Consider the following 12037-nt stretch of genomic DNA (forward strand, 5'->3'; position numbering starts at 1 on the left):
ATTTCCCGGCCACCGCCCAGAGTGGCGGTGGATTCTGCACCGAAAGAGGAATAACCTACGCAGACTTCAACGCTTGCGGTGGGGGCAGGCCGTGCATCCTTTCCAACAAACCTCGAACACCGGTCCGGTGCTGCGTCTGGCCCTGGTCAACGCGGTCTTGAACGTGGTGACGCTCAGCCTGTGGCGCTTCTGGGGCAAGACCCGGGTGCGCCGCCATTTGTGGTCGACCACCTTGGCCTTCGGCGATCCGCTGACCTATACCGGCACCGGGCGGGAATTGTTCGTCGGATTCCTGCTGGTGCTGCTGTTCGTCTTCCTGCCCATGGCCGCGGCCTATGGCCTGCTGCAGATGATCTTGTTGACCGAGCCGGTCGTGGCCGGGCTTGGCTTCGTCAGCCTTTACGCCCTGGGCTTGTTCCTGCTGGGCGCCGGCCTGTACCGAGCCAAGCGCTACCAATTGTCCCGCACCCGTTGGCGCGGCATCGCCTGCGGCCTGGATGGCGACGCCTGGCGCTACGGCCTGCTGTTCCTGGCTTCGGGCGTGTTCGGCGCGCTTTCCCTGGGCCTGGCCGTCCCCTGGTTCCAGGCCAGACTGGCCCGGGCCATGATGTCCAACACCCGCATCGGCGACACCCGGCTGGATTGCACCTTGCGCGCGGGTCCGCTTTACAAGCGTTTCCTGGTGCTGATGCTGTGCGCGCTGCTGGTGCTGCCGGCGCTGATCTTGTTTGTTTTCAGCGTGGTCGCTGCGGCCCAATCGACAGGCACCGCCCCTGAGGACGTGATGATGGGGACGATGGTCGTCTTCGTGATCGTGGGGAACCTGCTGCTGGCCTTCCCCTTCGCCTGGTACCGCGCCGGCTTCTACCGCCACCTGGCCCAATCGACCAGCCTGACCGGCCAGGCCTTTTCCTTCCCGATCGGCTCTTGGGGCTTGATCCGGCTGTTCCTGGGCAATTTCGCCCTGATCATCTTGTCGTTCGGCCTGCTGGCGCCGCTGACCGGATTGCGGCTGTTCCGCTTCGCCGCCGCCCATCTCGAGATCGCGGGCGAACCCGACTTCGCCCGCATCACCCGGTCCGACACGGCCGAAGCCGGCTCGGCCGAAGGTATCGTCGAGGTGTTCGACGGAATCGGCGCCTTTTGATGCACGGGCGCTTTTGCGACGGCCGCGTCGCCCTGGCCCACCAAGTCCGGGTCGAAATGGGCGAGCGTCTTCTGACCATCGCCGCCGAGGATGGCACGCCGCTGGCCCACTGGCCGCTGGCCGAGATCGAAAGAGACGGCCCCGCCTTCCTGTGCGCCGGCGCCACCTTGACCGTCGACGATCCCAAGGAATTGAGCCGCCGCCTTCCCCGCCCGCCCCGCCGGGCGGACAAACCCTGGCGGCTGGTGGCCCTGCTGGCGGCGGCCCCGGCCCTGATCGTCCTGATCTGGCTGGCGATTCCGCCCCTGGCCCGATTAGCGGCCCGCCATGTGCCGATGGAAGCCGAGATCGCCCTGGGTGATTCCGCCCACTTCCAGATGCTCAAGGCCTGGCCGGCCTGCACCGGACCCGAGGGCGGGGCCGCCCTGTGGTCCCTGACCAGCCGGGTCAACGGATCGGATCAGGCGCGGCCGCGCCGCGTGATGGTGATCGATTCGCCGATGGTCAACGCCGTCACCCTGCCGGGCGGAACCATTCTTGTCCTGCGCGGCCTGGTGGACAAGCTCGACACGCCAGAGCAACTGGCCGGGGTGCTGGCCCATGAGATCGGCCATGTCCGGCGCCGCGACGCGCTGGCCGCCTCGGTGCGCGCCATCGGGGTCGGCGCCCTGGCGGCCATCGTGGTCGGCGACGCCTCGGGTATCGTGGGAACCGCCGCCGGATCGCTGCTGGGCTTCACCTATTCCCGCGACGACGAGACCGAGGCCGACGCCCAAGCCCTGACCCTGCTGAACCGGGCAGACATCGACCCCGTCGGCATGGCCCGCACCTTCGAGATGCTGGAAAAGATCGAGGGGAGCGTGCCGGAATTCCTGTCGTCCCATCCGGATTCGTCGGCCCGGGCCGCCGCCTTCCTGGCCGATCGCCAAGCCGGACGCGCCTACCGCCCGGCCCTCAGTGTCGCTCAATGGCAGGCGCTGAAGGAAATCTGCCACACGGAAAAATGAATCCATTCTGCTATCCTGCTTCGTTCGTATAGGTTACTATACTTTCGAAGCAGCGGTTTGTGCGTAATTCCGGACTCTCCACTCCCGTATCCCAGGAGATTCCCTTTAGGCCACACCGCCGCTTCATCAGCGTAAGCAGGGTCGGCCGCCAATCCCCCCATCCGGCGGCCGGCCTGCTTCCGACATAGCCCGGACTAGATCCGCTCGGACAGCCAGATGGCGATCCGGCAACCGGTCTTGATGGCTGTCGACAGGACCGGATAGCCGGGCGCCTGCTCGGCTTCGTTGGCCAGGCCGATGTCGCGGTGTTCCAACTCCTCGGCGCGGAATTGTTCGATGGTCGCCTTCAGCGGCGCCTCGTCGTCGCCCAGCTGCGCCGCCTGCTCGGCGTAATGGGCGTCGATGGTCTCCTCGACCGCCACGGTGCAGGCCATGGCGGCCCGTTCGCCCAGCAGCGCGGTGCCGGCGCCCAGGACGAAGCCGGCGACATGCCACAGCGGCGCCAGAACGGTCGGCCGGGTGCGGCGCTCGCCGATCAGCCGGTTGAAGGTGTCGAGGTGATGCTGCTCCTGCGCCGCCATGTGGGCCAGAAGCGGACCGTGGCGGCCCTTGCCCAGGACCGCCCGCTGGCCCTGATAGATGCGCACCGCCCCCAACTCGCCGGCCTGGTTGACCCGCAGGAAGCGGTCGATCAGTTGGTCCTTGGTGGGATCGCCGGGAATACGCCGTTCCGCCGTCTTCATCGCCCATCCTTTCGCCGCACCAGCGCCGCCAGCGCCATCAACCCCATCGCCGCCGAGAACGGCACGTTCAGCGCCGCCATGGTGATGCCGTGCCATTGCCAGGCCGGCTCGTCGCACTGGGCCTCGGCGGGCTTGCTCATCATCGCCGCCAGGTCGGTGACATCAACCGCCTGGACGGCCGAGCCGGAACAGGCCGACGCCCACCATTTCTGTTCGACGCCGACGTGATAAAAGGCGATGCCGGAATTGACCAGGAAGGTCAAAACCACCAGGGGCATCACCCATCGGCCCAGGCGCGGCAAGGCCAGCACCAGCCCGGCCGCCAGGCCGGCCAGGACGAACGGCACCCGTTGCACCAGGCACAACACGCACGGTTTCAGGCCGAAGCCGTATTCGGCAGTCAGGGCGAAAGCCAAAGCGGCGACGGAAACCGCCAGGACGAACAGGGGAAGACGGGCAGCACTTTTCATGGCGGCGACCATAGCAAAGGCGGCTGGCCTTGACCACACTCGCCGGTCCATGGACAATCGCCGCCATGGACCTAGACACCTTGAAAGCCGGCGGCAAGGCTGCGCTGGCCCGCGCCCTGGCCGAGATCGAACGCCACCCCGACGCCCCTGAAACCGTGGCGCTGCTGGACCAGGCCTACCAGGCGCCCACCGCCCATGTGGTCGGCATGACCGGACCGCCCGGCGTCGGCAAATCGACCCTGATGAACGCCCTGATCGGCGGCTGGCGCAAGTCCGGCCGGCGCGTCGCCTGCATCGCCGTCGATCCGTCGTCGCGCCGGTCGGGCGGGGCCCTGCTGGGCGACCGCACGCGGCTCTCCACCGACCCCGAGGATCAGGGCATCTTCGTGCGCTCGATGGCGGCACGCGACCGGCTGGGCGGCCTGGCCGGGCTGACGGTGGCGGCGATGGTGCTGATGCGCGCCCTTTACGACATCGTGCTGATCGAGACCGTCGGCGTCGGCCAAAGCGAGACCGACGTGGTCGGCGTCGCCGACACCGTGCTGTTCTGCGTCCAGCCGGGATCGGGCGATTCGCTGCAATTCATGAAGGCCGGCATCGCCGAAATCCCCCACGTGGTGGTGGTCACCAAGGCCGACATGGAACAGGCGGCCCGGCGCGCCCGCTCGGATGTGCTGGGCGCGCTGTCGCTGGGGGGCGCCGATGGGGCCGACGGCTGGTCCGTGCCGGTACTGATGGTGTCGTCGCTGCGCCAGGACGGGCTGAACCAATTGATTGCCGCCATCGACGACCATCGGGCCTTCCTCGAGGGCGGCGGCCGACTGGTCGATGCCCGCCACGGCCAGGCAGCGCTTTGGTTGTGCGAAGCGGTCCGCGAACGCTGGGGCCGCGAGGGAATCCGCCGGGCCGGCGACCTGACCCTGCCCCCGGGGGAATCTCCGTTCTCGCGATTGGCGACCGTCAACACCCGCCTTAGCTGTGCGTAAATCGCCCGGTTATTGACATTCCCGTCCGTTGAGCAGAGCATCCACCCAAAGGATACGGGGGTATAGCAAGGTGACGGCTTCCATGCCGGCCATGACGACGACGGCTATGCTGGACCATGAGCTTCTCGAGCTCGTGTCGTCGCTTGTCTGCCTGTTGAAGGACGGCAAGATCGATTTCGTCAACCATGCAGGCGCCCGCATGCTCGGCTTGGCCGGTCAGGCCGAGGCGATCGGCACCCAATTCGAGGATTTCGTCGTCACCGACTACCGCTTCCTGATGGAAGCGGGCTGGGAATTGCTGGCCGAGGAAGAGTTCCTGCCGCTGAAGCTGCTTCGCACCGACGGCAACGCCTTCGAAGCCGAGTTGCGCGTCCGCCGCGTCCCCGCACCCGAAGAGATTTTCCTTTTGGAAGTGCGCGACATCTCGAAATTCGTCAAGTCGGCCGAGGCCCTGCGCGAGCGCGAGGAGCGGCTGCAGGGCGTGCTGGCCTCGGTGGCGGAAGGCATCGTCACCATCAACGATTCCGGCCGGATCGAATCGGCCAACCCGGCCGCCGACCGGATGTTCGGCTATGCGCGCGGCAAGCTGGTCGGGGCCGATCTGGTCACCTTGCTGCCCGAGGCCGACCGCGAGCGCCATCACCGTTTCTTCGATGCCTACATGGCCGGCCTGTTCCCGACCCTGATGGGCCGTCAGGTCGAAGGGCTGGGCCAGCGCGCCGACGGCACGAGCTTCCCGATGGAAATCTCGGTCAGCGAGTTGCGCCACGGCCGCCACCGCCTGTTCACCGCCATCTTGCGCGACATCTCCGAGCGCAAGGAGAACGAGGAACGCATCCGCCGGCTGGCCCACCATGACAGCCTGACCGGCCTGCCCAACCGCAATTTGTTGAACGACCGCATGCGCCACGCCTTGGCGCGCGCCCAGCGCAACAAGTCGCGCATGGCGCTGCTTTATGTCGATCTCGACAAGTTCAAGCCGATCAACGACACATTGGGCCACGAGGCCGGCGACGAGGTGCTGCGCGAGGTGGCCGAACGGCTGAGCCAGTGCGTGCGCTCGTCGGACACGGTGTCGCGCGTCGGCGGCGACGAGTTCGTGGTCCTGCTGGAAACGGTGGCCCGCCCATCGGAAGCGGCGCTGGTGGCGCGCAAGATCATCGGCTCGCTGGTCAAGCCGATCGACTACAAGGGCAATATCTGCCAGGTCGGCGCCTCGATCGGCGGCGCCGTCTATCCCGACGACGGCGAAAGCATGGACGAGATCAGCAAGGCCGCCGACATCGCCATGTACCGGGTCAAGCATGCCGGCCGCAACGATTTCCGCTTCTATTCGGAAATCACCGAAAGCGAGCTGGACTGACCTATTCGGCCTCCGGCAGCACCACCCAGCCGGGCACGCTATAGACCAGGGCCTGGCCGGCGCAGGTCAGCGCCTTGCCGGCCCGCACCGCTTCCAGCCGCAACAAAGCCAGCCCGACATTGCCTTGGGCGCCGCGCATCTCGCCGGCATCGGACTCGCCGGCCGTCACCGGGGTTCCCGGCGCGGGCGCCGCCCCCTCGAACGACACCGGCAGCAGGCGCTTCCTGACCAGACCGCGATAGCGGGTCCGGGCCGTCAGTTCCTGACCCATATAGCAGCCCTTGTCGAAATCGACGCCGTTCAGCTCCCAGAAGCCGTTTTCCAGCAAGATGCCCTTTTCCACCTCGATGTCGCGGCTGCCGTCGGGCAGGCCCAGACCGATGCGGGCTTGGTCCCAGGCGGCGAAGGCCGCCTCGGTCAGGCCGGCGGCCACCAGGGCGGACGGGTCGGCGGCAACGATGCGCGCACCGGCATCGGCCAGGCGGGGATCGACGCAGCACGTCCCCTTGGCGGCACCGGCGGCGGGCGCAAGCCCCAGCGCGGCCAGCGCCCCGTCACCAAAGGCGGCGAACACCGAAAGCCCGCCATCGATCTCGACCGTCACCTTCGAGCGCAGCTTGTACATCGACAGCTTCTTCTTGAAGGCCTCGGCGCGGTCTGCTTCCACGTCGATCAGGAAGCGGTCGCCGTCCTCGCAGATGAACAGGTCCCACAGGAACTTGCCCTGCGGCGTCAGGAAGGCCGACCAGATCGCCTGCGCGGCGCTGACCTTGTTGATGTCGTTCGAGATCAATCCCTGCAGGAAGGTGCGGCGGTCCTCGCCTGCGACGACCACGACGGAACGGGGCAGACGGGTGAAGCTGGCGGCCATGCGATATCCTTCGGGGGATTGATTTGTCGGTGCCCGCAAAAGGTGGGGCAACCAGCCCGTCTTGGCAAGACCCGACCGTGCGTCTTATAACAGGGCACGATGCATATCACCCTGGTCGACGATTCCATTCCCTTCGATGGCTACACCGCCTCGGCCCGCCCGCTGGGCGGGGCCGAAAAGGCGTTCGCCGCCCTGCCCGGCGCCCTGGCCCGGCGCGGCCATACCGTCGCGGTCTATAATCGCTGCCGCTGGAGCATGTTCATCGAAGGCGCCCAGTGGGAAACCTTCGAGGGCAGGAGGCCTTTGACCACCGACGTCCTGATCGCCTTCAGGAAGCCGGCCCTGCTGGAATTCGTCAGGCAGGCCCGGAAACGGGTGCTGTGGCACACCATTCCCGGCCGCTTCCTGGACCGCAAGGACGCGCGGGCGATGCTGGACAACCACAAGCCGCTGGTGCTGCTGTGTTCCGAAGCCCAGGCCGTCGACTGGAAGGCGCGCGGCCTGGCGGTCGGCCTGCTGCCGCCGGCCTTGAAGTCCGACTTCCTGAACCCCGCCCAGGTCGAGCTGGCCGAAGTGCCGCGTGCCATCGTCACCTCGCATCCCCGTCACGGCTTGGACTGGCTGGTCGATCTGTGGGTCGAGCGCATCCATCCGGCGGTGCCGGCGGCCGAGCTGCACATCCATTCCATGGCGCTGGCGGCGGCGGCCGAAGGCGGCGGCATCGAGCCGGCGCTGGAATCCCTGGCCGCCAAGGTGTTCGCCGCCTCGGCCCAGAACGTCCGGGTCGAACGGCCGCAGGGCGACCATCTGATGGCCCAGGCCTTCCAGCAGGCCTGGCTGCACCTGTATCCCGGCCATCCCGACGATTCCACCGCCTTCACCTTGATGGAAAGCCAGGCGGCCGGCTGCCCGGCGGTGATCCGACCGCTGGGCGCGGCACCCGAGCGGGTGGCCGACGGCCGCTCGGCCTATGTCGCCCCCGATTCCGACGCCTTCGCCAATCTGGCATCCACCATCCTGGGCAACCCGTCGGTGCGCGCCTCGCTGTCGGCCGAGGCCCGCGCCCTTTACGGCGGCCGCACCTGGGACGCCGCGGCCGAGCGGCTGGAGGCATTCCTGGCATGACCCGCCTGCTGCAAGCCATGGCCGGGGCCGAGCATGGCGGCGCCGAAGCCTTCTTCGAACGCCTGACCCTGGCCCTGCAACGGACCGGCATCGACCAGCACGTCCTGATCCGCACCAATCCCCGCCGCGCCGCCTTGCTGCGGGCCGGCGGCGTGGCCGTGACCGAACTGGGCTTCGGCGGCCGCCTGGACCTGGCCACCCATTGGGGCTTTCGCCGCGCCGTCAGCCAGTTCAAGCCGACCATCGCCCTGACCTGGATGAACCGCGCCACCCGTTTCTGCCCGCGCGGCGACTTCGTCCATGTCGGCCGGCTGGGCGGCTATTACGACCTGAAATATTATCGCCAGTGCGGCCACCTGATCGGCAACACCCCCGACATCCGCAATTGGATGGTGGATCAGGGCTGGCCGGAATCGCGGGCCCATTATGTCCCCAATTTCGTCGCCTGCGACCAGGCGCCGCCGGCTCCGCGCAAGGCCTTCTCGACGCCCGACGGCGCGCCCTTGGTGTTCGCCCTGGGCCGCCTGCACGCCAACAAGGCCTTCGACGTGCTGTTGAAGGCGATGGCCGAAATCCACGATTCCTATCTGTGGATCGCCGGCGACGGCCCGCTGATGGGCGAACTGGAACGCCAGGCCCAGCATCTGGGCATCCTGCCGCGCGTGCGCTTCCTGGGCTGGCGCGACGATGTCGCCGCCTTGCATGCCGCCGCCGACCTGTTCGTCTGCCCGTCGCGGCACGAGCCCTTGGGCAACGTCGTCATCGAGGCGTGGGCGCAAGGAAGGCCGGTGGCGGCCTGTGCCTCGCAAGGCCCCAGCCAATTGATCGAGGACGGCAAGACCGGCCTGTTGTCGCCGGTTGACGATGCCGCCGCCCTGGCCGCCTCGATCCGCCGCCTGCTGGCCGAGCCGGGCCTGGCCGCCCGATTGGGCGCCGCCGGCCGCGCCGCCTATCAGGCGCACTTCACCGAAGCGGTGGTGGTCGCCCGCTATCTCGATTTCTTCCGCCAGGTCGCCGGCTGATGTGCGGCCTGGCCGGCATCGTCACCGCCAACGGCCAGGCGCCCGAGCCGGCCCTGCTGGACCGGCTGCAGGCCGCCCTGGCCCATCGCGGCCCCGACGGATCGGGTCGGCGCATCCTGGGCAATGTCGGCCTGGTGCAGACGCGCCTGTCCATCATCGACCTGGAAGGCGGCCGTCAACCGATCATTGACGACCAAGGCCGCGCCATCGTCGCCAACGGCGAGGTCTATAATTACATCGAACTGCGCCAGGGATTGGCGGGCCAGACCTTCGCCACCGGCTCGGATTGCGAGCCGCCGCTGCATCTTTACGGACAGGACGGCGAAAGCTTCACCGACCAGTTGCGCGGCATGTACGCCATTGCCATCGACGACCCGACCACCGGCCGGGTGGTGCTGGCCCGTGACCCGTTCGGCATCAAGCCGCTTTACCTGGCCGAAGGCCCGTGGGGCGTGGCCTTCGCCTCCGAGGCGCAGGCGCTGATCGCCGCCGGGCTGGTGGCGCCGGCCGTCGATTCGAAGGCCCGCGCCGAGTTGCTGCAATTGCAGTTCACCTGCTCGGCCGACACCATCTTCCCCGGCATCCGCCGGCTGGCTCCGGGCGAGCGGGTGGTGATCGAGGCCGGCCGCGTGGTGTCGTCCCACGCCGCCCCCTGCCTGCCCGCCGGCCGCATCAGACCCGAGGGCGAGGCGCAATTGCTGGATCAGCTGAACCGGGTGCTGGTCGAGGCGGTCGAACTGCACCAAAGGTCCGACGTGCCCTATGGCATGTTCCTGTCGGGCGGCATCGATTCTTCGGTCCTGCTGGCCTTGATGTCGCGGCTGAACCCGCGCCCGGTTCTGGCCTTCACCGCCGGCTTCCCCGGCACCGCCGCCCGCGACGAGCGCGAGCATGCCCGCCTGCTGGCCAAGGCGGTCGGCGCCACCCATGTCGAGGTCGAGTTCACCGAGGCCGATTTCTGGTCGCTGTTGCCGCAGGTGGCGGCGGCGATGGACGACCCGGCCGCCGATTATGCCTGTCTGCCGACCTTCAAGCTGGCGGCCCAGGCGCGCCGCCACGTCAAGGTCATCCTGTCCGGGGAAGGCGGCGATGAATTGTTCGGCGGCTATGGCCGCTATCGCGGGGCCATGCGGCCGTGGCCCCTGACCCGGCCGATGCGGCGCAAGGGTACCTTCGACGGGCTGGGGATTTTGCGGGCCGGCATCGCCGATGGCTGGCGCGAGCGTTTCGCCGCCTGCGAACGCAGGATGGATACGGACGGACGCAGCCGGTTGCAGGTCGCCCAGGCCATCGATTGCGCCGACTGGCTGCCCAACGATCTGCTGATCAAGGCCGACCGCTGCCTGATGGCCAACGCCATCGAGGGTCGCGTGCCGTTCCTGGACCGCAAGGTGGCCGAGTTCGCCTTCGCCCTGCCCGACCGCTGGAAGGTCGAAAAGGGCCTGGGCAAATGGCTGCTGCGCCGCTGGCTGGACCGCGCCCTGCCCGAGGCCAAGCCCTTCTCGCCCAAGCGCGGTTTTACCGTGCCGGTGGGCGAATGGATGGCGGCCCAGCCGCACCTGGCCGAATTGATGGCCGCCGACCCAGCCACCGCCGAAATCGCCGCCCCCGACGCGGTGCGGGCCTTGTTCACCGCCGCGTCGCCCAAGACCGCCATGGCCCGCTGGACCCTGCTGTTCCACGCTTTGTGGCACCGCCGCCATATCCGGGGAGTGATGCCACAGGGTGGGGCGATGGAATGTTTGGCTCAGCGTTGATCCAGGCGGAATTCGATGCGGCGGTTGCGGGCCAGGGCCGCCTCGGACGGGCCGTTGTCGAGGGGCTGGAACTCGCCGAAGCCGGCGGCGGCCAGGCGCTCGGGGGCGATGCCTTCCGCCACCAGGGCGCGGACCACGCCGATGGCCCGCGCCGTCGATAATTCCCAATTGGACGGAAAGCGGTCGCTGGTGATCGGACGGCGGTCGGTGTGGCCGTCGATGCGCAGGACCCAGTTGATATCCTTGGGCATCTGGCGGGTGATGTCCTTCAAGGTGGCGGCCAGCTTGCGCACCTCGCCCTGACCGCGCTCGCCCAGCGCGTCGGACCCGGTGTCGAACAGCAGCTCCGACTGAAAGATGAAGCGGTCGCCCTCGACCCGGATGCCGGGACGGTCGCCCAGCACCTTGCGCAGGCGGCCGAAGAATTCCGACCGGTATTTCTGCAATTCCTCGACCTTGGCGGCCAAGGCCGCGTTCAGACGCTTGCCGAGATCGGCGATCTGCACCTTCTGATCGCGGTCGCGCGCGTCGGACGCATCAAGGGCGGCGGCGATGCGGGCCAGATCCTGGCGCAAGACATCAAGCTGGCGGTTCAACAGCGCCGCCTGGGCGCGGGCTTCCTCGGACACGCGGCGCTCGTCGGCGGCCCGCATCCGGCTTTCGCCCAAGGCGGCGTCAAGGGCGCCGATCTTTCCTTCCAGTTCGGCCTTCAAGGCTTCCAGGGCGGCGATGTCGTGGGACAGAAGGGCGGCCTTCTCGGCCTGGGCATCGCGCTCGGCTTGAGTGGACTTCAAGTCCTCGGTCAGGCGGGCCAGGTCGGCCCGCAATTGGGCGGCGGCCCCCTTTTCCAGCGACAATTGATCGACCAGGGCGGCCAGTTCGCGGCCCAGGCTGCCGATCACCTGATTGCGGTTGGACAGCGCCTGGCCCAGGAAGAACTGCGCGACCAGGAACACCAGCAGCACGAACACCACCACCATCACCAGCGAGGCGAGGGCATCGACGAAGCCGGGCCAGATGTCGGGCGAGCGGCGGACGCGGCGGGCGGCCATTACGATTTCATCCCCGGCTCGGCCTGGGCCACGGCGGCGATGGTGCGGGCCAGCAGGCGGAATTCCTGACGCAATTCGCCCACCAATTCGGTCCGGGTCGCCTTGGTCTCGGCGGCGACCACCTGCAGGTGATTGTCGATGCTGCGCAGATGGCCCAGGCTGGCCTCGTCGATGCCGCTGCCCGCCGGTTGATCGACAAGGCGGGCCAGCACTTGGCGCAATTCGACCTGGCCCTCGCCCACCTTCAGCATCAGCGATTGCTCGACCCGCATATGGTCGGCCAGCACCGACAGCTTATCGACCAGGGCGGTCAGGCCGGTTGCCGAGGATTGGCGGTTTTCCTCGGACCGGACGATCAGCCGCTGCAGACTGTCCAGGCTGTCGGCGGTCTGTTCCAGCAGGGCCTGCAGATAGGCCGGCGCACTGGCCCCTTCAAGCGAGGGGGCCGCCCCCAGCCGGGTCTGGGCCGACAGCCATTCCTCGAGTTCGTTATA

11 protein-coding genes and 1 pseudogene are annotated in these 12037 nt (G+C 68.2%); 7 read left to right on the forward strand and 5 right to left on the reverse strand.

The window, feature by feature from the left end:
- Window positions 1-91 precede the first annotated feature (91 nt).
- Window positions 92-1147, forward strand: a complete 1056-nt coding sequence (locus tag MTBLM5_RS10950) for a DUF898 family protein (protein ID WP_173976158.1) — start codon at window positions 92-94, stop codon at window positions 1145-1147.
- Complete coding sequence (locus MTBLM5_RS10955) at window positions 1147-2154, forward strand: M48 family metallopeptidase (protein ID WP_173976159.1); 1008 nt, start codon at window positions 1147-1149, stop codon at window positions 2152-2154. Before MTBLM5_RS10950 ends, MTBLM5_RS10955 begins: the two co-directional genes overlap by 1 nt.
- Window positions 2155-2348: 194 nt before the next feature.
- Here MTBLM5_RS10955 and MTBLM5_RS10960 read toward each other — a convergent pair whose 3' ends face one another.
- A complete protein-coding gene (locus MTBLM5_RS10960; RefSeq protein ID WP_173976160.1) occupies window positions 2349-2897 on the reverse strand; it encodes a demethoxyubiquinone hydroxylase family protein in 549 nt (182 codons plus the stop codon).
- Window positions 2894-3367, reverse strand: a complete 474-nt coding sequence (locus MTBLM5_RS10965; protein WP_173976161.1) for a disulfide bond formation protein B — start codon at window positions 3365-3367, stop codon at window positions 2894-2896. Before MTBLM5_RS10965 ends, MTBLM5_RS10960 begins: the two co-directional genes overlap by 4 nt.
- Before the next feature lie 65 nt (window positions 3368-3432).
- Here MTBLM5_RS10965 and meaB point away from each other — a divergent pair, with 65 nt between their 5' ends.
- Together meaB and MTBLM5_RS10975 are read left to right on the forward strand one after the other, a co-directional pair.
- Window positions 3433-4353, forward strand: coding sequence for a methylmalonyl Co-A mutase-associated GTPase MeaB (meaB, locus tag MTBLM5_RS10970; RefSeq protein WP_173976162.1), 921 nt, complete (start codon window positions 3433-3435; stop codon window positions 4351-4353).
- 91 nt (window positions 4354-4444) lie between these two features.
- Complete coding sequence (locus tag MTBLM5_RS10975; RefSeq protein ID WP_254430998.1) at window positions 4445-5716, forward strand: diguanylate cyclase domain-containing protein; 1272 nt, start codon at window positions 4445-4447, stop codon at window positions 5714-5716.
- Window position 5717: 1 nt separating this feature from the next.
- Here MTBLM5_RS10975 and MTBLM5_RS10980 read toward each other — a convergent pair whose 3' ends face one another.
- The gene (locus tag MTBLM5_RS10980; RefSeq protein WP_173976164.1) at window positions 5718-6587 is read right to left on the reverse strand and encodes a folate-binding protein YgfZ; all 870 of its coding nucleotides are present in this window, start codon (window positions 6585-6587) and stop codon (window positions 5718-5720) included.
- Window positions 6588-6686: 99 nt separating this feature from the next.
- On the opposite strand from MTBLM5_RS10980, the gene MTBLM5_RS10985 reads away from it, so the two are divergent.
- Genes MTBLM5_RS10985 through asnB form a run of 3 tightly spaced genes read left to right on the forward strand, consistent with a single transcriptional unit; the run spans window position 6687 to window position 10491 of the window.
- Window positions 6687-7712 (forward strand): glycosyltransferase, encoded by a 1026-nt coding sequence (locus MTBLM5_RS10985; protein ID WP_173976165.1) that lies wholly within the window; start codon window positions 6687-6689, stop codon window positions 7710-7712.
- Window positions 7709-8734 carry a glycosyltransferase gene (locus MTBLM5_RS10990; RefSeq protein ID WP_173976166.1) on the forward strand — a complete coding sequence of 342 codons (1026 nt, stop codon included), beginning with the start codon at window positions 7709-7711 and terminating at the stop codon, window positions 8732-8734. Before MTBLM5_RS10985 ends, MTBLM5_RS10990 begins: the two co-directional genes overlap by 4 nt.
- Window positions 8734-10491 carry an asparagine synthase (glutamine-hydrolyzing) gene (asnB, locus tag MTBLM5_RS10995; RefSeq protein ID WP_173976167.1) on the forward strand — a complete coding sequence of 586 codons (1758 nt, stop codon included), beginning with the start codon at window positions 8734-8736 and terminating at the stop codon, window positions 10489-10491. Before MTBLM5_RS10990 ends, asnB begins: the two co-directional genes overlap by 1 nt.
- On the opposite strand, the gene MTBLM5_RS11000 is transcribed toward asnB, so the two are convergent.
- Window positions 10482-11543, reverse strand: coding sequence for a peptidoglycan -binding protein (locus MTBLM5_RS11000; RefSeq protein ID WP_173976168.1), 1062 nt, complete (start codon window positions 11541-11543; stop codon window positions 10482-10484). The two genes, asnB and MTBLM5_RS11000, sit on opposite strands and share 10 nt — an antisense overlap.
- A pseudogene (locus MTBLM5_RS11005) lies at window positions 11543-12037 on the reverse strand (flagellar motor protein MotA); the annotation flags it as partial. The pseudogene MTBLM5_RS11005 and the gene MTBLM5_RS11000, both read right to left, overlap by 1 nt.

This window comes from Magnetospirillum sp. LM-5 (assembly GCF_902729445.1).
Lineage (GTDB): Bacteria > Pseudomonadota > Alphaproteobacteria > Rhodospirillales > Magnetospirillaceae > Magnetospirillum.